A 24,856-nucleotide genomic window follows, 5' to 3' on the forward strand; every position below is an offset into this window, starting at 1 on the left:
AAAGGCAGCCTGGATTCGTGATTCGTGATTCGTGATTCGTGATTCGTGATTCGTGATTCGTGATTCGTGATTCGTGATTCGTGATTCGTGATTCGTGATTCGTGATTCGTGATTCGTGATTCGTGATTCGTGATTCGTGATCAGCGTGCAGGGCCAATCTACCAATAACCAATAACTATTTACCAATAACCACTTATCAATTACCAACCCACTAATGAATAATGACTAATGGCCAATAACCAAGCCGGGGCCAGAAACGAAGAAGGCCTGTGCGCCGGGGAAATAGCGTCACAGGCCTGAAAAAGCTGCTCTACAGGAGCGTCATGCGGTTAGAGCACGGCGATGGTGTAGTTCAGGATCAGACGGTTTTCGTCCGAGTTGTAGGTTTCGCTGGAGCGAACGCTGGCGTTGCGCAGGCGCAGGGACAGGCCTTCGATGGCCTGGAAGCTGTACTTCAGCTCCACATCACGTTCCCACTCCTTGCCTTCGGTGGCATCGCTGCGACGGATATCGGTGCCGCGGGTGTAACGGGTCATGAAGGACAGGCCCGGAACCGCCTCGAAATCGTAGTCAACACGTGCCTGCCAGGACTGCTCGTTGGCGCGATCAAAGTCCAGACGCTGAACCGAGTTCCAGCTGCTCAGACCGTTGTCGTCGTGATTGAAACCATCCCAGGACTCTTCATACTCGTCGCCATCGACGTTCTGCCAGGACAGAGTGAATTTGGCATTGTCGATCTTCAGCTGGGCTGCCAGGTTAGTCAGATCACTTTCGTAATCCGAACCTACGGAGTCCAGCGCACCGGCGCCATCGGCTTCACCGTGGTAGTGGTGCAGGTCCAGCATCAGCTCAGCATCGCCGGACAGCTGTATCGGGTAGCTGGCATTGACGTAGGTCTGCTGCAGCACGTTGTCGGCTTCACCATAGGCCAGCTGTACCGCCAGGCCGTTGTCGAAGCTGTAGCCACCACCGATCACCGCAACTTCGTAATCGTTGCCGGTGTTATCGGTGTAGGATTCAAAATCGTCTTCAGTCTTGGAAGTGCCTTTGTCGGACCAGATACCGTACAGATCGACACCGTTGAAGTTACCGGTCGCCATGACTGCCTGGGTAGCGCTGGGCGTTGCACGGGAATCAGAATCATTAAACAGCGGCGTACCCAGCACCATGCGACCGGCGCGCAGTTCCGCGTTTTCACCCAGTTTCAGCTTGACCAGCGCCTGACCGAGCTTGGTGTAACCGCTCTGAGAGCCGTCAGCGTTGGTCTGCAGTACGCCTGTACCACCTTCACCCCGATCGCCCGCCAGCTTGGCGACGCTGAACAGGGAAGCATCAAAGCCGATCAGGCCGTTGGCATAACCGGACTGGTAATCCAGGCGCAGGGCCTGACCCAGAGCTTCGGAATCGGCGTTGCCGGAATCCTTGTCACGGTTGAAGTAGAAAGTACGGAAACTGGCCGTCAGGCTGTCGTCTTCAAACAGGCCAGAACCGGCGGCAGTCGCCTGCAGGCTCAGGGTTGTAGACGCCAGGACAGCGGCGGCGATCGCGGTACGTTTGAAATGCATGAAGGTCTAGCTCCTTGCCAAGATAGAATCTAAAATCGTTAGACACGCAATAATATACGTACCGGTTGGTTTAGTCTAGTATGAAACCCGTTAAACAAGCGTAAGCGATAAACGTTTTATTGCCATCCAGGTAACCAATAACTTCACCCCAGCTCCCTGTGTTTCGTACTCTAATCGCCGCCGGAAGCTTCTCATCTGCCGTGCCTTAGCTTGGCACCGCCGCAATCAGCAAAGCCATCCGCTCAGCCAGGAAACTTTGCCTAATGGTGCGGCTCAGCACTATCGCAGGACACCTGGTTTGACGGGCGCGCCCTGACATTCCTGTTCGACATTCGGATTGCGCCGCCCATGGCCGCGCACCATGCCACCGGAGAGTTGATCGCCGAAACCCATCCGCTGCTCAGCGACGCTTTTCTCTGGAATGCCGGTTTGCATGCGATGGCTACGCTATATCATCATTTCGCGCTATTAACCCGGCGGGTTAATAGACGACTCAGGAATAAAAGTTAAAAGACCACACTTCCTCTACAGAACGGATGACTGGGAAGGATCCTTTTTGTCCGCCAGGCCAATACTACAAATTTGCTCTACGCTTTCATGACCGCCAGGCAACCCAGTGTATGAAACCATTGTTTGATACTTGGTGCCCCCGGTCACAATACCCGTTTAGTTTGACACTCACTGAAGTGCTCAATGCGCCGTCTTCGGTGGAATATCCGTAGAGGAGTACTAAATGAAAAGTATCAGATATGCGCTGATGGCCGCTGTAGCAGCCGCTAGCCCAACTGGCTGGACCGCGGTGCCGATCGACACCGAGACTCTGCGCAGCGCCGTCACCGTGGAAGGCGTGAGAAGCCATCAACTGGCCTTCCAGGATTTTGCCGACGCCAATGGAGGCACGCGCGCTGCCACGACCGTGGGCTACGACGCATCAGCCACCTATGTTGCGCAAATGATGCTGGACGCCGGTTATGATGTCTCGATAGAACCCTTTGACTTTCCATATTTCGAGGAGTTTTCGCCTGCAAAACTGGAGCAGACAGCACCTGTCCCCAGGGTATACCCCTATGCCGATATCAGTGGTTTTGTCACCATGACGTATTCCGGTGGCGGTAACGTAACGGCAACGGCCACAGGCGTTGATCTGCAATTGCCACCCGGCGCTGATGCCAACAATTCAACAAGTGGCTGTGAAGCGACAGATTTCGCCGGCTTCCCTGTTGGGAATATTGCAGTGATTCAGCGGGGCAGCTGCAGCTTTCAGCTAAAGGCACTCAATGCCGAAAACGCCGGTGCAGTTGGGGTCGTGATATTTAATGAAGGTCAGCCAGGGCGAACAGACGCCTTCAACGGTACCCTGTCAGACCCTGTGGTTGGCATACCTGTCGTGGGCGCCGCCTTCTCCGTGGGGGAGGACCTTGCTGCCGGAGGCGTGATGGCTAAACTCAGCGTCGACGCCGTATCTGAGATTCGTACCACTGATAATGTAATTGCCGAAACCCTGGGTGGCCGGGATGACCGAGTTGTTGTAGTCGGTGCCCACCTGGACTCTGTACCCGAAGGCCCTGGTATTCAGGATAATGGCAGCGGCTCGGCGGCGATCCTCGAGATTGCACTGCAGATGGCGGCCATGACCACAGAACCTCGTAACAAGGTTCGCTTTGCCTGGTGGGGCGCTGAAGAGTCCGGACTACAGGGTTCACAGGCCTACGTCGACGGATTGACACCGCGCGAGATCAAGAACATTGCGTTGAATCTCAATTTCGACATGATAGGTTCGCCCAATTTCGTGCGCTTTGTATACGACGGCGACGGATCGGCCACCGAAGCCGCAGGCCCGAACGGCTCGAGCAATATCGAACAGGTATTCCTCGACTACTTTGCCGCCCAGGCTCTGCCGGTCGAGGCCACCGCTTTCGACGGCCGCTCCGATTATGGACCCTTCATTGCCGCCGGCATACCCGCAGGAGGCCTCTTCACTGGCGCCGAAGATATCAAATCCGAAGAAGAAGCCGCACTATACGGCGGTATCGCCGGGGAGCAGTACGATCCCTGCTATCACCTGGCCTGCGATACCTATGACAACATCAGCCTGCAAGCGCTGGATCAAATGTCCGATGCCGCTGCCCACGCGATCTACACCTTCGCGATGACCACGTCCTCGATCAATGGTACCGACAAGGGCTCTGACAAGGCTAAAAAGGCAGCCGAAGCCCTTGAGTATCTTGGCAACAAACTGCGTCGATAACACACCACTGCGAGACAGGCTGCTAGTGTACTGCTTCGCCCTAATGGGTGCTTATAGAGCCCGCCAATGCGTGTCCGGCAAGGCGCCGTTCGCCGGTAATAGTGGGGCTCTTGCCAAGAGCGGCAACACAGCAGGGCGCGCATTGGCGCGCTCCCTGCGGGCGAGCCGCCAGAAGGCCGTCCGCGGTGTTGCATTTCCTCGACATAGGCCCACTATGCCTTCGAAAATGCGCCGCTAAAAGCGCCTCTAAGAGCGAAGCAGTACACTAGGGCCTCCCTGTCACTTATGCCCCTCAGTCGATTAGTTTAAGCCCGGAAGGCAGTTTTTCACCGAAGATAAGCTGAGTTTCGGCATCGTTGAGTTCACGGGCCTCGGCCACCAGCTCAATCCAGAGCGCCGGGGCTTTGGCCTCCTGCAGTTTTGCGATCACTCTTTGTCGGTCGTCCGGCTCCAGCTCGCGGCTGCGATCACCGCTCATGCGCGCCAGCATCACGGCGGCAAAGGCGATCTGCTGGTTTTTCTTCCAGTCTTCTTTTAAAAGACGCTGCAACCAGGTCGTCGCCACCTCCGCCGGGATAACGTTATGGGCGCTGCGGTGAAACAGCACTCGCGCACCTATACGCCCCAACGCCCACCAGCTGGTCCCAGGCTCACCTTTTTTCTCCAGCCGTTTGAGCAGCCAGTTGCCGATCTGAATTTTGGTGTCCACCGGCAGGCGCTCAAGCCCTGCCACCAGCTGCACCATATCGTCATAACTGCGGGTCTGGAGTTCGGCCAGCAACTTGCGATTGCGCAGCACCGCAGGGTCAAGGTAGCGGGCCATGTCATCGAACAGCTGCTGTTGCTGCTGCTGATCCAGACCACCGGCGGCGCGGCGCCAGAACACCCACCAGTTGCTCCAGGCCGGATTGCCCTTGTCGAACTGCAGGCCCTGGTCATACAGCTGCCAGGCCTGCTGAATGCGCCAGTCGTCCAGCGGATAGCCGAATCCCGGGCGCAGGCCGTAGCCGGCCAGGTTAAACCAGACGCGCTCATGGGCTTCGGAGCGGCGACGCTTCGCCTGGCCTTCAAGCACGCTATCGAACAGGGCGCGCAGCAGCGGCGTGCTCCAGCTGTCGCGCTTGCCGAGCAACTTGTCCAGATCGTTGCGCAGGGTTTTGACCGCCTTGGGGTCGAACTCTTTGTTGCTCTGGCCAAATACGCCCTCGATCAGCGCCCTGGCCGCCTCAAAGCCCGCTGGCAGCTCGGCCAGCGCGCTCTTGCCGGCACGCTGGCGTGCAAGGTCGCGCCTGATCTGGAACTCGACATTCCAGCGCTGGCGACTGTCGGCCAGAGCGACGCATTCGATCTTCAGGGTGCCGACCTCGGTCAGGCGGGTCACCAGTTCGACTTCGACCTCGTCGACCGCCTGCTTGCCCGCGGCCTTATCGTGCTCGAGCGCAGCCATCAGCGGCGGCAGATCAACGAAGCTGTCATCCGTCAGCCCGACCAGCTCGCCCGCTTTAAATGCGGTATCGGCACTGGAGGAGAGCAAATGAAAGCGCACCGGCTGACCGAGGCGCAGCGCAAAGCGACGCTCGCTGAGCACGATTTCCTGCCCTTCTTCAGCCCCCCTTGGCAACAGACAGACCCCCTGCGGGGATTCGGCAGCACCACTCTGAGCATCATCCAGGCGCATAAAATAACTGCGCGCCGAACCGCCACCGATACGCAACGCAGCGCCGCGCCGCGCCAGGCCATAGGCCACGGCACCGCAGGCCACCGCCAGATCCGGCTGGCTGTTATACAGCTGCTGCACCGCCTCCCCGCGCCACAGATTCAGCGTTTCGAGCAACCGCGTACTGATGGCTTCGCTGTTAAAGACGCCACCATTAAAGAGCACGGCATCGGGCACCGCAGCTGCATTCACATCACTCAGCCCCAGGGCGTCACGACAGGCCGCGCCATGACGACCCAGAAACTCGGCGATATGCTTGCTGATGGCGGCGTCCGCCGCATAGGGCAGACCAAATTCCACCACGGCGTTGCGCCGCTGTTGCGGCCGGGCACTGAAGGCTTCGATAGGGAAAAAGCCATCAAGCGCAATCGCGCGCACTTCGTCCCGGCTCAGCTCGCAGCTCTTGGCACCGCCAATCAGGGAGGCGCCGGCACCCAGTACCGTTACGGCGGCGCTGTCGGGGGCATTTTGCTGCAGCAGGCGTTCCTTGGCCTTGCGGGTCTGCTGGATCAACTGTGACAGGCTGGCGGCGCGCAGCTTCTTGCCACCGCGGGTAATGCGCTGCTCAGCCGTATGGGCCAGCGCCAGATCGATATTGTCGCCGCCGAGCATCAGGTGATCCCCCACCCCGACCCGGTTCAGTGTCAGGGCGCCGTCTTTTACCGCCACCTTGATCAGGCTGAGGTCCGTGGTGCCACCGCCGACATCACACACCAGCAGCAGGCGCACCTTATCCAGCAACGCCACCGCCTGCTGCTGGTTCTGCGCGTGCCAGTCGTAACAGGCCGCCTGGGGCTCCTCCACCAGCAGCACGTCGGGCAAGCCCGCCAGGGTCGCGGCCTCGACCGTCAGCGCCCGCGCGCCTTCATCGAAGGACGCCGGCACCGTGATAACAACCTCCTGCTGCTCCAGCCGATCGGCGGGATATTCATGGTTCCAGGCCTGGCGTACGTGACTCAGGTAACTGGCACTGGCCAGCACCGGGGAAACCCGGGCCACACCTTCGGCCGCCGCCCAAGGCAGAATGGCCGCACTCTGATCGACCTGGGTATGGGACAGCCAGCTCTTGGCACTGCTGACCTGCCGACCCTCCACCCTTGAACCCAGCTCCCGGGCCCACTCCCCCACCACCAGCTGATCCAGCTCGCCCGGCAATGCCGGTTTGGGCCAGGGCAGCAGCAGGTCTTCGGCCACCAGTTCACCCTCGGTGGGGTGGTAGCGGAACGACGGCAACAGCGGCTTTTTCGCCACTTCACCGGGTGCTACCAGCTGCTCGATTTCGAAAATCAAAGGCCGCGCCGCAGCGGCGCCCTGGCTGATATCCGCAAACGCCACCGCCGTGTGGGTGGTGCCAAGGTCAATGCCAACGATAAAGCGGGGAGACTGCATCCGTGTAATTATCCTTCCCTTACATCCAGTTCAACCTGCCAGCGCTGACCGCCGTCAAGCGCAATGGCTTCCAGGCGCAGAGTGCCAAGTTCCGTCACCCTTGAGGCCACCGTCACCGCGACCACCTCACCGCGCGTACGCCCTTCCACCGGCAGCTCCGCCTGCACCTCGGGCAGCTCTTCCAGTTCCTGCGGCTCCCAGTACTCAAGCAACATGCCGGCGGCGTCGTCACGCCGGGTGGTGGAGCCGAAGAAGCGAAAGCGCACCGGCGCCCCCACGACCAGACCAAACTCCAGCCCAGGCACGCTTACTTCAGTACCTTCTTCCATGCCAAAAGGTGCCACACAGAGCGCCTGCAACGGCGGTTCCATACCCGGAATGGCCGGCATAGAACTCTCGATACCCACGTAGAAGGCACTGGCGATACCGCCACGAATACGTACGCCCTGGCCACGGCGTACGGCACCGTAATAGGCCGAACCCCGGGCCACCGCCAGGTCCAGATCCAGCCCCGGCAGCAAGGTTGCCCTGGGGGCAGCGGCGTCATCCAGCCAGCTATTGATAATGCCCATCATGCGATCGGCCAGCAGCGGCGCCTTGAGCACACCGCCGTTGAACAGCACCCGGGTGGGGCGAATAAAGTCGTCGCCCTGTTCAGGCGTTTCTACCGCCTCGAACAGCTCATCGGCCGCGGCGTGCTGACGGCTCAGGAAAGCCGCCAGATGGCGCGAAATGCCGGCATCCTGCGCATAGGGCAAGCCCATGCGGGTCAGGGCGCTGCGGGTCTGCTGGGCCGGGTGCTCGGCGATGGACACCTGGGGGAAAAACCCGTCCACCAGAGTTTGCTGTACTTCTTCCTGGGTCAGTTCGGTACGCAGGGTGCCGCCGAGCAATTTCGAGCCGCGGCTCGGCACCGAGATGGCGACCGAGGCAAGCTCGGGATCTGCCAGCAGCGCTTCCTTGGCATCGCGGCAGCCCTGGGTAATACCCAGAACCTGCCAGGGCTGCAACTGGGTGCCCTGCTGGGCCAGCTTCGCCTTGAGGCGATAGGCCAGCGCCAGATCCATGTTGTCACCGCCGAGCAGTATATGATCCCCCACCGCCACACGGTTCAGCACCAGGTTGCCGTCGTCTTCGGTTACCGCCACCAGGGAAAAGTCGGAGGTACCGCCGCCTATATCCACCACCAGGATGATATCGCCCACGCCCACCTGGTCACGCCAGCTGCCGTTGCTGGCTTCAATCCAGCTGTATACCGCCGCCTGGGGCTCCTCGAGCAGGGTCAGATGCCTGAAGCCGACCTTGCTGGCAGCCTTGGCGGTCAACTCCCGTGCGGCCGGGTCAAAGGACGCAGGCACCGTAAGGGTGACATCCTGTTCGCTCAGCGGCGCCTCGGGATACCAGTAGTCCCAGGCCTCGCGCAGGTGCTCAAGGTAGAGGCCGGTGGCATCCAGCGGTGATACGCGGGGCACCTCCTCCGGGCTGTTCAGCGGCAGAAAGGCGGAATGACGGTCGACATCGCCGTGGCATAACCAGCTCTTGGCGCTGGAGACCAGGCGGATCGGGGTCTTGCTGCCCAGCTCGCGCGCCAGGGTACCCACGATCACCGGCGCCTGAGCCCAGGGCAGGCGAATCTCATCGGCCGACAGCTCGGCCTCATGGGCCTGATACAGGAAGGATGGCAGCTGCCATTTCTCGTCTATGGTACCGGGAGTCGTGAGTTGCGGAATCGGCATGACTTCGAGCCGCGGGGCTTCATCCGGCTGCGCGGTATCGGACTGCAGGTCGGCATAGGACAGCACACAGTGGGTGGTGCCAAGGTCTATACCGACGGCATAGCGGCTGGCGCCTGAATTCTGCTCGGTGGTCATAGCTCAACCTCTGCCGGGGCTATAACGCGGGTATCATGACCGGAGGCCAGCTTGGGCAATTTAACCTCGGTCACTTTCCAGCCACGGTGTACCAGGGTGCCGGTAAAGGGCGCCGTGCCCACGACATTGCCGGTCAGGCGCACTTCCTGGGCGTTAAAGCCTTCGGCCAGGGTAACGCGAGTCTCTTCATCCTCGGTACGCACCGGCTCCAGCCTAAAGTAGCTGTTCAGCGCTTTCTGGCTGCCCTCGTGCACTACACGGGCGGCGGCGCCAATATCGGCATCGGAGAAGCTGCCAAGGTCTTCACGCACGAAATCCACAAAGCGCGCTTCCTGCTGCAACAGCGACAACAGCTGCAGCGCCGTATCCGGGGTGATTTCCTTCAGCTGTACCGCAGCCTGGGGCGCGGGCTTGGCCTGCGCCGGCACCTGGGGCTCAGACGCGGGCGCGCTTTCGGCCTTGGCTGCTACCGCAGGCGCAGCAGCCGGAGCCTGCTCGGTAGCGGAATCCGTAGCGCCGCCGGTGCCCTTGGCCAGCCACAGAAGCAGTAATATCAATGCCAGCACCGCAAGGCCAAGGTGCCCCGCATCCAGAGTCGTCGGCATCATTGTCAGATTAAAAGTCATTCCAAGCTCCTGTTAATGTTCAAATCCCGGGCACCGAGGGCGCACATTGTACCCAAACAGACTCGGTGCGTTGAGATTTGATTATCAATCACCTATACCGCCACTTTGATTACGGCCATCGCCAGACTCGCCGGCGCCGCGCCATCGTCTGAAAAAGGCAGCAAAACGCAGGCCAGCGGGGCCTGCAATGCAGCTGGTGGCCCGAAAAATGCCTGCCTGAGTGACACTCGGGGCCCTTCAAGCGAGCCTGTACCACCTGCCCCCTGACGAAACAATGCTCCCTGATGGTTCGCGCTGCCCGCTAACAGCGCGCAGCTGTAGCTCCCAGCACCAATGTCCAGCGTCCCGCCAGCGCAAAGAGAGTTTCCCTGCACAGATCGACGTCACCCTGGCGTATCCGGCCCTTGTTTCCAGCCGCAAGCCAGGGATAATGAGCCTCCACCCTCACACCCTGAAATGCTGCCTGCCATGCGTCTGGATAAATTTGTTTGTAAAAGCACTGCCTTGACCAGAACTGAAGCCACCCGGGCTATCAATGCTGGGGAGCTGAGCGTTAATGGCAACGTTGTTCTGGACGCCGCAACTCAGGTGCATGAAAACAACCGCATCAGCCTTTATGGCCAGATTCTGAAGGCACGGGACTTTCGCTATATCCTGCTTCACAAGCCCGCCAACACCATCTGCTCTAATGTGGACGAAGTCTACCCATCCGTCTTCACGCATATAGACGTTGAGAACCCCGCAGAGCTGCATGTGGCCGGGCGCCTGGATGCTGATACTACCGGGCTGGTGCTGGTCACCGACGATGGCCGCTGGTCCTTCGATATCATCAGGCCCACCAGGCGCTGTGAAAAGGTTTACCGCGTGGGGCTGAGCTACCCCATTGCCGATGATGTTGCCCAAAGATTTGCCGATGGCCTGCAGTTACAGGGCGAACAGAAGCTGACCCGGCCTGCGGTGCTGGAAGTGGTAACCCCAAAGGAAGTGCTGCTGACCATCACCGAAGGCAGATTTCACCAGGTAAAGCGCATGTTTGCCGCCGTGGGCAATCGCGTGCTGTCGCTACACCGTGAAAGAATCGGCCAGATAGGCCTGGATGTTGCCGTGGGGCAATGGCGCTATCTCAGCACCGATGAAATAGGCTCCTTTGGGTAAACGCGGCCGTTCAAATACTGCGCCCAGCCCCGCACGGAGTATTCCCACCCAGTAGGATGTGGTGCCGCGAAGCGAAACCCATCAATCGGTGGCAGATTCGGTGCTGGGTTACGCCCATTGTTGGGTTACGCCCATTGTTGGGTTACGCCCCTTGTTGGGTTACGCCCCTTCGGGCCTGCACCCAACCTGCATACCGATACAACCACTGTATCGGCGCCGATTTTCCGCTTACTCCACCTGCACGCCCTGCAATTCCTGCAACTCCTCCCCCAGTTCCAGGTTGGCCCGCTCCACCAGCTCGGCCGGCAGCTCCTTTTGTACCGAAACACCCAGGTCCTTGAACTCGGACGCCTGCTTGATCAGGTTGGCCTTGCCGCTGTAGAGCTGGCCGAAGGCCTTGTCGTAGCTGGCCCGGGCGCGGTCGAGCTGGTTGCCGACGCCCTGCATGCTGGTCAGAAAGCCGTTAAGCTTGCTGTAGAATTTTTCCGCCCGGCTCGCCAGCTCAGCGGTGTGCTTGTTCTGGTCTTCAAAGCGCCACAGCTGGCGCACTATATTCAGGCTGGTCAGCAGGGTGGTCGGAGTGGCCACCAGCACATTGCGCTCGATGGCGCGCTGAAACAGGGTGTCGTCGTACTTCAGCGCCTCAACATAGGCGGACTCGATGGGAATGAACATGACCACCACTTCCGGTGAATTCAGCCCTGGCAGCTTGAAGTAATCCCGGTCGGCCAGCTCGGAGATACGATCGCCCACCGCCTGGGCATGGGCGGCAATTGCCTGGTTGCGCACCAGATCAGTATCAGCATTCACATACTCGGTGTAAGCCACCAGCGATGTCTTGGCGTCGATAATCAGATGCTTGTTCTGCGGCAGATAAACGATGGCATCGGGGCGCTGCCGGCCCTCGTCGGTGTTGAAGCTGACCTCGCGTCTGTAATCGATGCCAAGGCGCAGACCGGAGTTATCCAGCACGTTCTCCAGCATCAGCTCACCCCAGTTGCCCTGCACCTTCTTCTGCCCGCGCAGCGCCGTGGTTAGCTTGTCGGCCTGATCGGTGATCTCCCGGTTGAGCTTTTGCATGTTCTGCAGCTCAGTACGCAGCTGCACGCGCTGCTCCGCATCCCGTGCATGGATATCCTCCACCTTGGCCTTGAAGCCTTTCATCTCGGTATGCAGCGGACTCAGCAGATTGCTGATGCTTTCCTGATTCAGCTCCTTGAAGGCCTTGCCCTTGCGCTCGAGTATTTCGCTGGCCAGGTGTTCAAATTCCTTTTTCAGAGACTCACGGCTGTCCTGCAGCAACTTGAGCTGCGCGGCGAAGTTCTGCTGCTTTTCCTCCAGCGAGGTTTTAAGCTCACTGTGCTGATTCGACAAGTCACCATAGCGTGCCTCCAGTACTTTGAGCTCCGCCTTGGCCTCCTCCCACCAGCGCTGGTAACTGTCCTGCGCCTGCTGTTTTTCCTGTACCTGGATCTGAGCACCCTTGAGTGCCTCCCGCGCCTGGTGCTCGGACTGGCGCAGCTGGCCGATTTCCGCTTTTTGCTCAGCGCTGATTCGCTCCTGAGCCGCCAGCTGTTTCAGGGCACTGTCACGCTCCGACTCCAGCCTCACGGCGTCCATATCCCGCGCGGCCTTGGCCTGGGTCAGGGCCGCCAACGCAGTCTGCTGCTCGCTCTGCACTTGCTGCACGCGGGCAAGTTCCGCCCGTGCCATATCCAGATCCCTGTGCAGCTGCTGAGTGTCACCCTGGGCCCGCCAGCGGGCGATGGCCCAGGCAGCAATAAACGCCAAGACCGGCAGAATGATGGTGAGAAATATCGCCGTGGTTTCCATGTTGTGACTCCATTCTTGCGGGCGGGCGCAACTCTAAAAAATGTGGTTCAAACGAGCTTTGATGCAGCGAACGCAAAAAGCGGTCAACGCGCGCTGTTGCTTGGCATAGAATAGTACCCGCCCCGGCATCAAAGACCAGCATCACAGTGGCCGGGCACCCAATTTGCCACACTATTTCTGTTCAGCCGTCACAGGGAACCTGAATGAGCACGCCGGGATACGGATATCTGCTGCAAAATCAAAAGGGTTTGCTGGGCATTGCCTTGCTGGCCGTGTTCTCCGGTAACCTGGGGCAAAGCTTTTTTATCGGCCTGTTTCAGGCACCGCTGGCTGAAAAGCTCGGTCTGAGCGCCGGTGAATTTGGCAGCGCCTATGCGGCTGTTACCCTGTGCGCCGGCTTTCTGGTGCTGAATATAGGTCCGACCCTGGACTGGATTCCCCCCAGACGCTTTGCCCTGATGGTACTGGCCGGCATGACCGGCGGCATCCTGCTGCTGACGCTGTCACCCTGGTTTCTGCCGGCAGTACTGGGTCTGGGGCTGGTGCGCCTCTGTGGCCAGGGGCTTTTTACGCACCTGGGCAATACCCTGGCCGGGCGTGAGTTCACCATCGCCCGCGGCAGAGCCCTGGGGCTGGTGAGCCTGGGAGTGCCCATGGGGGAAATGCTGCTGCCGCCTTTGGTGGCGCTGGTACTGCTGGTGCTTGGCTGGCAGGCGCTCTGGTGGAGCTTTATCGGCGTCTTGCTGCTGGCCTGGCTGACGATGATGACACTGTTACCCTGGCCCAGCGCCCCGGCAGCAAGACCTGATCGCAACCAGCGCCACAATGGCCCCAGACCTTTGCGCGAACGGCGTTTCTGGCGCCTGCTGCCGCTGCTGATGACGCTGCCCATCACCATGACCGGCATTTTCATCTACCAGGCCCAGATGACCAGTGACTTTGGCGCCTCCCTCACCACCTATGCCCTGGCCCTGACCGCCATGGGCGCAGCACGACTGCCAGGGGCACTGCTGGCGGGGCGCTGGGTGGACCAGATAGGTCCGCAGCGTATCGCCCGGCTGTTTATTCTGCCCTTTGCGCTGGCGCTGATACTCGCCCTGCTGGTTGGCGGCGATCTCGGCATCTGGCTGCTGTTGATTGGCGGCGGCCTGACCATGGGCATGCAGGAACCGGTGGTCAACAGCCTGCTGGTCAGCCTCTGGGGGGGTGAAAACCTCGGCCGGGTGCGCTCCACCCTCAGTGCCTGCATGGTCTTTGCCACCGGTATTGCACCGGCGCTGCTGGGTTTTCTGATCGACTGGGACATCAGCTTTCAGCGCATACTGGCAGGTGCCCTCATCGGCCTCGTGCTGGCCTGGCTGCTGTCCCTCAAAACCCTGGCAGAGCCTGGCTGCAGCCCGGCCGATTGAACCCCCGCCGCACCGCGGCTGCGAGACTCAAGCCAATAACGCCACCGCTGCGCGATGGTTGTCGGAATTCGCAAGCTCATTCCAACCGACCAAAAGCAGCTATCTGGTCTGGCCCTGCCAAAAGGCTCTGGCTTTTGGGATTGACACCTTTTAGCCTTGACGCACTTTACCGACCGAGCTTCCACACATGGCAACATTCGGCCACACCTGGTGGGGCGAGCAATGGCTCAGCGCCTTCAACGGCATCGATGACACTAACCGACTGCCCCGCGGCCGACGTTATGCCGCCAACGGCTCAGTGCTGCGCATTGAGATCCAGGGCACCCGCGTGGACGCAAGGGTACGGGGCAGCCAGCGCACACCCTATAGAGTGGCCATTAGCCTGGATGCCTTTAACGCAGCACAACGCCAGCAGCTGTTAGTGGCGATCAGTGATGACCCTGCAATACTGTCCCGGCTGCTGAACCGACAATTGCCGCAGCCGGTGCTGGATATTGCCCGGGCGCTCGATATTCAACTGTTTCCAAGGCGCTGGCATGACATCAGGGCCAACTGCTCCTGCCCCGACTGGGCCATGCCCTGCAAGCACATCGCCGCCGTGATCTATCTGATTGCCAATGAAATCGACAAGAACCCCTTCCGGGTGTTTGAGCTTCACGGGCTGGATCTGGCCGCGGAGCTGGAAGCCCGAGTGGGCATGCGGCTGGAAACCCTGGAGGCATTGCCTACACCGCTAACATTCTGGGCTCAGACGCCGGCTGTTGAAGGCTGGACACCGGCCGAGGCCTGTCAGTTTGATGCCATCGACCTGACCGGAATACCGCCGCTGCAGGACAAAGTCCTGACCATACTGTCTGGCAAGCCGCTGTTTTACCCGAAAGATTTTCGCGCCACCCTCGCCAGCCAGTACAAGCGCACGGCCCGCGAAGCCAGCCGCTTTGATGACGAAGCTCAGGAACCCTGGATGGCGGCGGATCAGTTGCGGGGGCTAACATTCATCATTGATGAAAACGGCCACTTCCTGCACGCGCTCAACCACAACGATGAGACCCAGCGCCCAACGGCCGCCGCACCCGATACGATCGATACATCGCTGGATACCTGGCTGCAGCGTCTGAATGCCCTGCCGCCGGGTCTTGAGCCCTATCTGTCGCACCCGCTGCTACTCTGGCGCCTGCTGCTACGCGTCGCACTGAAGCTGATTGAACAGCGTGCCTATGTTCCGGCGGTGCTGAATAATAGTGCTGATGAGACCCTGATACACTGGCGCCCCGCCACCAGCAGTGCCCCGGTTCTGGCACTGATAAGTGCCCTGCAATCACTTTGCCCACCCAACCTGATACAGCTGCAGCACAAGCCCAAAGGGCGTCGCACAACAGTGCAGCTGTATGGCGATGCACAGACACAGATTCAGGCGGCGCTACAGCTGATCCTTTCCCATTTTATCGCCCGGGGTTATAGCCCGGCGTCGGCGACCGTCGCCTGCGAGCCCATCGAGCAGTTGTTTTTCGGCGGCAAAGCGCAACGATTCGAGCGCTTTGAAAGCGCCGAAACGCCCCGTGTTATCCGCCACTGGCTCAACCGCCTGTCCCTGAGCGAGCGCAGCCACAGACTGTTCCTGCAGGTTGAAGAGCGCCTCGATGATCGCCTCAGCGTGGATATCCGCATTGAGCAGCGCAGCAACGGCACCCACCAACCCACAGCGACCGCTGCAGACGGTCCACTGCAAACTCTGGACAGCCTGCTGGCCGCGCCCGAGCTGTCGCAAACCCGGGTAGAGGTGCTGGCCGACCTTGCGGTACTGGCAGACTACCTGCCGCAGATCGAGCAGCTTTACCGCCAGCAGGACCGGCTTGCCGAGCTCGACTTCAGCCTGGCGGAGTTCACCCCCATCTTCCGCCAGACCCTGCCGGCGCTGCGCATGCTCGGCATTCAGGTCATTTTGCCCAAGGCCCTGCGCGACCTGGCCCAGCCTCGTCTCAGCCTGGCGCTGTCCGGCGAGGGCACCGAGGCCGCCGTCAACTATCTGAATCTGGATCAGCTATTGCAGTTCGACTGGCAGATCGCCATCGGTGATCAACGCCTGGGGCTGAGTGAATTCCGGCAGCTGGTGCAGGCCTCCTCCGGCATAGTGCGGCTGCTGGATCAGTACGTTTTGGTCGACGATACCGAGCTGCAGCGTCTGATGACCCGCCTGGATGCGCTGCCCGAATCGCTGTCGCGCGTCGAGCTGCTCAAGGCCGGGCTGGCCGAAGAACTGGATGATACCCGGGTGGATCTGGTGGGCGGTGCCCAGTCACTGTTTAATCAGCTGCAGCAGCGCCAACCCGCCCCGCTGCCCGCAGGACTCAATGCAAGCCTGCGCCCTTACCAGCTGCGCGGATATGAATGGCTGGTGCAAAACGCACGCATCGGCTTTGGCTCGCTGCTCGCCGACGATATGGGCCTGGGCAAAACGCTGCAGGTCATCGCCGCCCTGCTGCATCTGAAAGAAACCGGCCAGCTCGACACACAAAAGGCTCTGGTGGTGGCGCCTACCTCCCTGCTGACTAACTGGAGCCGCGAGATCACGCGCTTTGCCCCCGATTTGCGCGTACAGATCTACCACGGCGGTGCCCGCAACCTGGCACTGGCTGAGCACGACATTATCCTCACCAGTTATGGCCTGGTGCGCACAGACGCCAAAGTGCTGGGCAAGCCCGACTGGCGCGCGCTGGTGATTGATGAGGCCCAGAACATCAAGAACCCGGGCAGCGCCCAGACCAAGGCCATCAAGAAAATACGGGCGGATATCCGCATCGGCATGAGCGGCACCCCGGTGGAAAACCGGCTGCTGGAATACTGGAGCCTGTTCGACTTCAGCAACCGGGGTTACCTGGGCAACCAAAAGCATTTTCAGGCCGAGTTCGCCAACCCGATTGAGCGCGATCGCGATCAGGGCCGGCTGGAGCGTTTTCGCAAAATCACCGCGCCCTTTATTCTGCGGCGACTTAAAAGCGATAAACAGATTATCAGCGACCTGCCGGACAAGATCGAAAGCAACCGCTACTGCGCCCTCAGCACCCAACAGGCGGCCCTGTACCAAAGCACCGTGGATGCAATCATGCAAGATCTGCAGGCCAGCGAGGGGATCGAGCGGCGCGGCATTATCTTCAAGCTGCTCAATGCCCTGAAGCAAATCTGCAACAGCCCGGCGCAGTTCCTCAGCCAGGACCAGGCCCTGGTGGAAGACTCCGGCAAGCTGGCGGCCTTTATGGAAATCATGACCGAGCTGGATGGCTGCGGCGAGAAGGCGCTGATTTTCACCCAGTACACCCGTATGGGGGATCTGCTGGCCGACAGCCTGCGCCGGCAATTCGGCTGGGAAGTCCCCTTCCTGCACGGCGGGCTGTCCCGCAAGCAGCGTGACGAGATGGTCGAAAGCTTTCAGAACGAGCGCGGTGTGCGCGCCATGATACTGTCACTCAAGGCCGGCGGCACCGGTCTCAACCTCACTGCCGCCAGCCAGGTGATCCATTACGATCTGTGGTGGAACCCGGCCGTGGAAGCCCAGGCCACAGACCGCGCCTACCGTATCGGCCAGCAGCGCAAGGTACTGGTACACCGCTTGATCACGGAAAACACCTTCGAGGAAAAAATCGACGCCATGATCCAGAGCAAGAAGGAACTGGCGGATCTCAGCGTCGCCAGCGGCGAGCAATGGATCACCGAACTCTCGAACCAGCAACTGCGCGAGCTTATCTCCCTATAGGAGGCTGAGATTAACAACCTCGGCACGCAGGTATAACCACCATAAATCTTCACAATTCAGGGCGGCCCCCGGTAGAATTCACCGTCCAACCCAGCACATGAGCGCAGCCATTCAGACCATGAACATCGAAATACTGCACGCACACCCCGACAACGCCGCAGCCGACATTCCTGCGATGCAGCGGCACTTTAACCAACTGCGCAAAAAGCTGGCGAAGGAAGAAAAAAAACAGCAAAAATTTGTTCAGGAGTTGGACGCGCTCTGTCACACCTATGCTGAACAGGTGGTGCCTGAGATGAAAAACAATCATGGGATACTAAAACTCCTCATGAATCGACTGATCGATTTCTCTACGCGCAAGAGTCTCAGTCAATGGCACCGGGAAGAACTGGAGGCCTGGATCCATCAGCTACTGGCACAGGTTGCCGAATACGACCCCATCGAAGCCACAGCCATTGCCGAACTCTACATGGATAGCCAGTATGAGGCGTTTGGCAAGCGAACACAGGTTCCTGACCCCGGTGAGTTCGATGAATTCGATCCGTTTGGCCCCGATGAGCCTTTCACCAGCGGGGCATCGGAACAGGCATATCAAACGGCACCGGATAACGAGGCGCAGTCAGATTTTTTCGGTTTTGACGACATTCCGGACTCTGATTCACAGAAAAACTCCCGCTATTTCGATGATTTCGACGCTGATCCGCCGGTACAACCGGCTGCAGCAGTGCTCGACGAAAAATGGTTCAAACAGCTGTTTCGCCGCGCCGCTCAGGCCCTGCATCCAGACAGGGAGCGCGATCCCGCCCGGCGATTACAAAAGGAGCAGCTGATGACTGAGTTGCTGCACGCACGTGACAATAACGACATGATGACCGTCATGACGCTGTATCAGCAGCACGTCAACGATGACAGCCTGCAGATTCCGGAATTCGCCTTCGAGGCCCTGTGTACGTCCTTGCAAAATCAGATACAAGGGCTGCAGCAAGAGAAAATGATTCACATCTATTCAGATCCACACCGGGCCCGTGTACATGATCTTCTCTATGCCGGCACCCGCAAGAAACAGCAGCAAAACCTCAGAGACGTGCTGGAAGCGATCCACCTGATAGGACAGCAGATCCCGGAAATCATCGATGAGCTACGCAACATGAATGACCTGAAGCGCGAACTGCGTAACCGACAGGAAGAGCGCTATTATTTCATGACCGAGCAGATGGTAGATTTTTACTGATTCGCATTGCGGCACTGACCCGTCGATGCGAATCTGCAGGCCGCCGGTATATTGCTGCGCTTTCCCCCCACTGCCGCGGGGCTAACGCCTGCTATCCCAATTCAGGCGTTAGCCCTGTAGTATGCGCCCCTTCTCAGCAGCCCCGAGTCCGGCCAAAGCAGCCATGAATATTGACACCCTGCCCGAGCAGCCCGAGCAGCCCGCCAGCCCTGCGGCCCCGACTTCCGCACTGCAAAAACGCTTTGACCGTCTGCGCAAGAATCTCGAACGCGAAGAGAAAAGGCGCCAGAAACTCGTGCGTGAGCTGGATGAACTCGGTCATATTTATGCCAAGCAGGTACTGCCGCGGCTGAAAAACAATCACCGCATGCTGAAAACCCTGCTGCAACGCCTGATCGACTTTTCAGAACGTAAAAACCTGCGCCAAGGCCACCGCGAAACCCTGGAAGCCTGGCTGTACGAACTGCTGGAACAGGTCGCGCTATACGACCGCAAGGAAGCCGCCGCCATCGCCCAGCAGTACATGCGCACCCAGCTGGAAATCTTTGGTACCGCGAGCCATATTCCGCAGCCGCACTCGCATGCAGACGCCGAGGCAGATGATGACGACAGTGCTGACGACAGCCATCATGCAGCACCTGAATCGGATAAAGACAAGGCCGCAAAGCAGGACACGCCAGAGGCTGATGCAGCCGGTGCTGGCGACGAAGCACCGGAGCGCCAAAACGCGGAGCAGGTTCCAGCCGTGGACCACAAGTGGCTCAGGCAGCTGTTCAGGCGCGCCGCCCAGGCGCTGCATCCAGATCGGGAGCAAGACCCTGCACAGCGGGAGCACAAGGAGCAGCTGATGACCGAACTGCTGCAGGCGCGGGACAACAACGACATGATGGCTGTCATGACGCTGTATCAGCAGCACGTCGCCTCAGACGCATTGCAGATTCCGGAATCCGCCTTCGAGGCGCTGTGCCTGTCGGTGCAGGCGCAAATTCAGCGCGTACAGCTGGAAAAAAACGACTACATACAATCAGATCCGCAGCGCGCCTTTGTGCACTACCACCTCTATGCTGACAGCCGCCGCAAACAGGCACAAAACCTCGACCGTCTGCTGGATCGCATCCGCCTGATGCGCCTGCAGATCCCCGGCGTCCTCGACGAACTGCGTACCCTCAAGGATCTCAAGCGCGAACTGCAGTACCGCCAGCAGGATAGATTTTAAGCCCTGCTGAAAATGCCGAGACCGACAACGGCACCTAACACATTACCGACCCAATGCCGCCCCAAGCTGGCTGAAATAGCGACCAAAGGCGGCATTGGTTCGCTCGCGCTGCGCGCCCTGGGGATACAGACCCCGGCGCGCTTCGGCCGAAGCCCGGGTGCCTTTCACCAGGAAGTTATTGCGAATAGCTGAATCCTGCACAAAGGCTTCGAAAGCCCGGGCACAGAGCTCTTCCGGCTGGCTGTAATAGACCGTGCCCAGTGCTCTATCTTCCAGCGCCGATACCCGGAAGAGTTCACTCGGCCCGTCCCCTAGCTCATCCAGTAGAATGCAGCGAAAGCACTCCGACAGCCGATCATTCAGCGGATGGGCAACCGGGGTTGCATCACTGAGCCAGGCTTTGGAGGCAAACATGCTGGCGGGCACATCACTGAACGCCTTGTCCCCAAGATAATGATCCAGCGCATGAAACCACTCATGGGCAATACTGCCGGGGCCTGCGTTTTTTGCCAGTGCAAAACAGCGCTGCGCCGGGTCATAGTGCGCAGCCACACCAGGGCGACCGCCAATGCCGTATTGCAGCGACAGTGCGCCGCGCAGCGATATCAGCGTTTCAGGCCCCTGCAGAATATGCATCAGATCCACCAAAGCCCCATAAAACAGCCCCGCCGCCCGCACCTGCTCATCCCGCGTAACCCAGCGCCCGATCTGTATCGAGCGAAAATCGAACCTGCGCCTGATATGCACGAAGGTGATGGGCTCGGCGTCTCCAGAGTGCGGGCTGCCGTAGGTTACTGAAGGAGGTTTATCAACTGACATCACAGATCCACTAAGTCCCACTCAATACTCATGGGGTTACTGCCTTCATGGCGGTTATAGACCACAGCGCCATGGAACTTAAAGGGCGCGGCTTTCTTGTTACGTAGTTTATCGTCACGCACAAAGAGGTAAATCTTGATCCCCAGCTGTGCGTGATTAATCAGCTCGCGGCCACGTTTATTATCTGGAGCTGTGCTGTTCTGCGACTGCCAATGGAAGTGCTTCTGATCCTGATCCATAAAATAATCATGGTAACGGTGATCCTCCATTTTACCGCGCTTGTTCAAGGTCACCAGCAGCACATGGGCATTCTGATCAGCCAGTACGACGTGACCGGATTGCCAGTTACCCGGATTGAACTCAACACCAAAGAGCGGCGGGATATCTTCACGCATAAACTCGCGGCCGACAAAGAGCTCAAGCGGGTCCACCTTGCCCTTAAAGCGTGCGAAGGTGACCATATCTTCGGTTGCGGGGATATCTTCATAGTCCGGGTTACTGGCCCTTAAGCTATAACCTGAACCGTTTTTCAGCACTTTTCGCAGCAGATATTGGTTATCGCCGCCAAAGTCCTGCCGTTCTATGGCAACGATTTGATCACTGATTTTGCCGGCATTCTCAGTCGTGATGTACTCGAGCAACAGGTAGTCGCCATCATAAATCGGGCTCTTGCCACCGTTCATCGAATTACCGGACGCCCGGGCGATAAAGTGCCTATCCGAGCTCAACTGGCCAAAGCCCCTGGGCATCGCCACCGACTCATCCGTATCGGCATAGCCTGTTTTAAAGTGACCGCAGGCAATCTGAATATCCGGAAAATACGCCAAGCGTGCAGGCTCAACTTCGCCCGCCTCGGTACTGGCGACGTCGGTAACGGGCGCCAACGCCATTCGATCACTGCCATATTGAGCAAAGCGCCAATCGAGTATTTCCTGGGTCATGCGAATAAAGCTGCCGATGGCATCAACGCTGATGGTCTGCTGGAACGCAAAGTTCATATCGTCAACGTGGAACCAGCGCTCGCCGGAACGCTCCGCCGTGCACCAAAACTTGATGGGCATCTTGCGCCAGTGCGCAAGCCACGCGGGCGTACTGACCTCATGCAGCGGCTGTAAACTTGCAGGCAGATCCTGTTGCCAGTCGGGTCTATCCATAAACCACTGGTAAGCCCAATCGGCCAGTTGCCCCACGCTGCTCTGGTTAGCAATAGCCCTATGCTCCAGTAAGGTCTGCAGCAACACCAGCTTGTAGCTTTTGGCGGTTGCCGTACTCGTAAGATCCCGAAACCACTGGCCGTAGGCTTCAATCGCAGCGCGCTCGTCGAACTCAGCTTCATCCAGCTCATCGAGAAATTCCCACCAACTGCCGTACTGCTGGCGCAATTTGGCAAGGTTGCTGCCGCTGCGCCACATCTGCGTCAGTGTAGGCCGGCGCTTTAGGCTTTCTTTCAGTTTGAAATAGTCATTAACTAAATTATTCGCCGCCAACGATTCCAGAAACTCGATAAACTGCAAATCGTAATGAATAAAGCAGCCATCGGGTAACAACCAGCTTTTATCTTTCAGAACCTTTATCAACTGGCTTCGACTAGGCGCTTTATCGAACAGATTACCGAGCAACAGCTCAGGTCGGTTCAAGAAGCTCTGATGATTGCCAACAAAGTCCAGCACCACCAGGTGGGGCTTATCCGCCGCACGGCGCAACCCTCGGCCCAGTTGCTGCAGGAAGAGGATTTTAGACTCGGTTGGCCGCAACATCATCACGGTATCGATGCTGGGTACATCCACGCCTTCGCTGAACAAATCGACGGAAAACAAGACGTTAACCCGCCCATCCCTGAGCTGCTCCAGGGCCTCGCTGCGGGTGATATCAGACTCGGTATGAACACTGACCGCGGCGATGTCCTCACGCTCGAACTGCTGCGCCATAAAATCAGCGTGGGCGATGGAGGCACAAAACACCAGGGTCTTCTGCCCCGCCAGGCGTCGCCACTCATTAATGGCATGGCGTGCGCGGCCCAGGGTGGCTAACTTATTCGACAACTTGGCAGGATCAAAGCGGCCATTGCGCCAGGGAATATGTTCATAATCCACCTCAGCGTCATAGATACCGTAATAGCGGAACGGACAGAGCTGCTCGGCGCTGATGCCATCAAACAGATCCATACGGTACACAAGGTTGTGATCGCAGAGCTTTAGAATGTCAGAATTATCGGTGCGCTCCGGCGTTGCCGTTAAGCCAAGCAGAAACTGTGGCGTGAAATAATCAATCAGTTTCTGATAGCTGCTGGCCGCCGCATGGTGGAACTCATCAACCACGACGTAGCTGAAGTAATCGGGTGCAAATCGCTGCAGGTGTTCGCTGCGCCCCAAGGTTTGTACTGAGGCAAAAAGCAGATCGAACTGCGTATCCTTTTGCTTACCGGTGTAGCGGCCGATACGCCGTTTCGGCAGCACCGCCAGAAAGCTTTCCTCGGCTTGCAGCAATATCTCTTCACGGTGGGCGACAAACAGCACCCGACCCGCGGCGAAACGGCTGGCATCAAAGGCCGCCAAATAGGTTTTTCCCATCCCGGTTGCCAACACCACCAGGCCCCGGCGGGCACCTCGACTGCGCGCAGCCTCCAGCGCGAGTAGCGCCTCCTGCTGGTGCAAATGCGGCTCAGGAATGGCGGGCTCTGGTTCGTCTGAGCCGGGGGCGACCGCCAGTATGGGTGTTACCTTGCGACGCTGTGCATAGCGCCCTTCATACTGCTCGATCCAGTCATAACTTAATGTCCGTACCTGGGAATACTGCAATAAGCTCTGAAACTTGCCCCGGATCTCGGCGATGCGAGCGGCAGCATTTAGATCTGCATCGTTGGGGAAATCGATGTGGTAGTTCCATTCAAGCCCATCGGTAAGCGCAATCTTGCTGATATTACTCGACCCCACAAAAGCATCGGCACAGCTGAGTTCGCCGCCTTCTGAACGCACAAATATATAGGCCTTAAGGTGAAAGCTATCGGCGGAGCCCACCTCAAAAATACGAATATCAGCGCCGCGCTCCGCCAGCAACATCAGCATTCGCAGTGCCCGAGGATCCGTGACGCAGAGATAATCGCTGGTCAAGAGCCTCAACTGTACCTGTCGCTCGGATAAGAGCGCGGTTTCAATATCCTTGAAAATCAGCTCCAGACCGCTGACCTTAATAAAGGAGACAGCTATCTCAATTTCGGTCGCATGGCTGATGGCATGGCGTAGGGAGCTCAATAAGGGCTGGTCTGCTCCGCCCGTAATGAGGCGCTGGCCGCTCATGCGCAGCCCTCCGTTGCTGTATGGCGCAGCAGCAGCGTCTGCCAGTGAACCTCAGATCTATTGAGCTGGTCTTTATCAAGCGCAGCGCCAGACATCACCTCAACGCTTACACCAAGGGGAGCTGCGATGGCCTGCACCTCATCCGCACTCACCGGATACATAGGTCGCAGCGGATCAGTGGGCCCAAACCTCAGAGTAATAACCATCATGCCAGCTTCAGCCAGTAAGCTGACCAGCGCCGCCAACGCCACCCGGCGAGAATCCGGCGTTATATGCATCCAGACCGCTGAAAGTAGAATCAGATCAAAGGTTGGATTTCCCGACCGAACCTTGGCGAGATGCGGTAATTGATCATCGACCCACTCAATGGCCCGCTCAGTATCTTGCACAGCCTCACGGCTTTGCGCCGCCCTGCGCAACGCCTCAGCCGGCTCTACCGCCGTTACCTGCCAACCTTTGGATGCCAGCCAGCGGGCATCGCGCCCACTTCCCGCACCTATATCCAGTGCACTGCCCAAAGGAGTTTGGGCGAGCTGATCTATCCAGAGACTATGAACCAGCTGCGCAGCCAGCGAGTCATATTGCGCCACAAACTTCTTGGCGTTCAGGTGGTAGTACTGGATGGTATCGTTACTCAATGCTGAATCCTTTCATGCAACTTATATGGCGGGCATCGGTAGAGTTTACCAGGCAACAGAACCATCGCCTCTCCAAATTGCTGGCAGCGGTT

Annotated in this window: 15 protein-coding genes; 6 read left to right on the forward strand and 9 right to left on the reverse strand. The window is 58.9% G+C overall.

Going from position 1 to position 24,856, the window contains the following annotated elements; all coding sequences use genetic code 11:
* Positions 1 to 329: 329 nt before the first annotated feature.
* Positions 330 to 1,565 (reverse strand): OprD family outer membrane porin, encoded by a 1,236-nt coding sequence (locus A8C75_RS16460; protein ID WP_067384903.1) that lies wholly within the window; start codon positions 1,563 to 1,565, stop codon positions 330 to 332.
* Positions 1,566 to 2,298: 733 nt separating this feature from the next.
* Between A8C75_RS16460 and A8C75_RS24190 the strand changes: the two genes are divergently transcribed.
* Entirely contained in the window at positions 2,299 to 3,813 is a 1,515-nt protein-coding gene (locus A8C75_RS24190) for a M20/M25/M40 family metallo-hydrolase (protein WP_193788201.1), read from the forward strand.
* Positions 3,814 to 4,105: 292 nt separating this feature from the next.
* Here A8C75_RS24190 and A8C75_RS16470 read toward each other — a convergent pair whose 3' ends face one another.
* From A8C75_RS16470 to A8C75_RS16480, 3 genes are read right to left on the reverse strand one after another with little or no spacing between them, the layout of a single operon-like run.
* Positions 4,106 to 6,919: an Hsp70 family protein gene (locus A8C75_RS16470; protein WP_067384906.1), complete on the reverse strand. Its 2,814-nt coding sequence runs from the start codon at positions 6,917 to 6,919 to the stop codon at positions 4,106 to 4,108.
* 8 nt (positions 6,920 to 6,927) lie between these two features.
* The gene (locus tag A8C75_RS16475; protein ID WP_067384909.1) at positions 6,928 to 8,790 is read right to left on the reverse strand and encodes an Hsp70 family protein; all 1,863 of its coding nucleotides are present in this window, start codon (positions 8,788 to 8,790) and stop codon (positions 6,928 to 6,930) included.
* On the reverse strand, positions 8,787 to 9,416 hold the full coding sequence (locus A8C75_RS16480; protein ID WP_067384912.1) for a DUF2760 domain-containing protein: 630 nt from the start codon (positions 9,414 to 9,416) through the stop codon (positions 8,787 to 8,789). Before A8C75_RS16480 ends, A8C75_RS16475 begins: the two co-directional genes overlap by 4 nt.
* Before the next feature lie 468 nt (positions 9,417 to 9,884).
* Between A8C75_RS16480 and A8C75_RS16485 the strand changes: the two genes are divergently transcribed.
* Positions 9,885 to 10,571 carry a pseudouridine synthase gene (locus tag A8C75_RS16485; protein ID WP_067387419.1) on the forward strand — a complete coding sequence of 229 codons (687 nt, stop codon included), beginning with the start codon at positions 9,885 to 9,887 and terminating at the stop codon, positions 10,569 to 10,571.
* A 228-nt stretch (positions 10,572 to 10,799) separates the two neighbouring features.
* On the opposite strand, the gene A8C75_RS16490 is transcribed toward A8C75_RS16485, so the two are convergent.
* A complete protein-coding gene (locus tag A8C75_RS16490; protein WP_120785206.1) occupies positions 10,800 to 12,404 on the reverse strand; it encodes a DNA recombination protein RmuC in 1,605 nt (534 codons plus the stop codon).
* Positions 12,405 to 12,607: 203 nt separating this feature from the next.
* On the opposite strand from A8C75_RS16490, the gene A8C75_RS16495 reads away from it, so the two are divergent.
* Complete coding sequence (locus A8C75_RS16495) at positions 12,608 to 13,813, forward strand: MFS transporter (protein WP_067384915.1); 1,206 nt, start codon at positions 12,608 to 12,610, stop codon at positions 13,811 to 13,813.
* A 187-nt stretch (positions 13,814 to 14,000) separates the two neighbouring features.
* On the forward strand, positions 14,001 to 17,564 hold the full coding sequence (locus A8C75_RS16500; RefSeq protein WP_067384918.1) for a DEAD/DEAH box helicase: 3,564 nt from the start codon (positions 14,001 to 14,003) through the stop codon (positions 17,562 to 17,564).
* Positions 17,565 to 17,613: 49 nt separating this feature from the next.
* Here the strand turns inward: A8C75_RS16500 and A8C75_RS23670 are convergent, their stop codons facing one another.
* Positions 17,614 to 17,874 carry a hypothetical protein gene (locus tag A8C75_RS23670; protein ID WP_157890315.1) on the reverse strand — a complete coding sequence of 87 codons (261 nt, stop codon included), beginning with the start codon at positions 17,872 to 17,874 and terminating at the stop codon, positions 17,614 to 17,616.
* Between the two features lie 18 nt (positions 17,875 to 17,892).
* On the opposite strand from A8C75_RS23670, the gene A8C75_RS16505 reads away from it, so the two are divergent.
* Positions 17,893 to 18,795 (forward strand): hypothetical protein, encoded by a 903-nt coding sequence (locus tag A8C75_RS16505; RefSeq protein WP_157890316.1) that lies wholly within the window; start codon positions 17,893 to 17,895, stop codon positions 18,793 to 18,795.
* A 163-nt stretch (positions 18,796 to 18,958) separates the two neighbouring features.
* Entirely contained in the window at positions 18,959 to 20,011 is a 1,053-nt protein-coding gene (locus A8C75_RS16510; RefSeq protein WP_067384925.1) for a hypothetical protein, read from the forward strand.
* 42 nt (positions 20,012 to 20,053) lie between these two features.
* On the opposite strand, the gene A8C75_RS16515 is transcribed toward A8C75_RS16510, so the two are convergent.
* The 3 genes from A8C75_RS16515 to A8C75_RS16525 are packed head-to-tail and all read right to left on the reverse strand — an operon-like array spanning position 20,054 to position 24,764.
* Positions 20,054 to 20,830 (reverse strand): CLCA_X family protein, encoded by a 777-nt coding sequence (locus tag A8C75_RS16515; RefSeq protein WP_067384928.1) that lies wholly within the window; start codon positions 20,828 to 20,830, stop codon positions 20,054 to 20,056.
* Positions 20,830 to 24,126 carry a DUF3427 domain-containing protein gene (locus A8C75_RS16520; protein WP_067384931.1) on the reverse strand — a complete coding sequence of 1,099 codons (3,297 nt, stop codon included), beginning with the start codon at positions 24,124 to 24,126 and terminating at the stop codon, positions 20,830 to 20,832. The genes A8C75_RS16515 and A8C75_RS16520 overlap by 1 nt, the downstream gene beginning before the upstream one ends.
* Positions 24,123 to 24,764 carry a class I SAM-dependent methyltransferase gene (locus A8C75_RS16525; RefSeq protein WP_067384935.1) on the reverse strand — a complete coding sequence of 214 codons (642 nt, stop codon included), beginning with the start codon at positions 24,762 to 24,764 and terminating at the stop codon, positions 24,123 to 24,125. The genes A8C75_RS16520 and A8C75_RS16525 overlap by 4 nt, the downstream gene beginning before the upstream one ends.
* Positions 24,765 to 24,856 lie beyond the last annotated feature (92 nt).

Origin of the sequence: Marinobacterium aestuarii (assembly GCF_001651805.1) — a bacterium.
Classification (GTDB): domain Bacteria; phylum Pseudomonadota; class Gammaproteobacteria; order Pseudomonadales; family Balneatricaceae; genus Marinobacterium_A; species Marinobacterium_A aestuarii.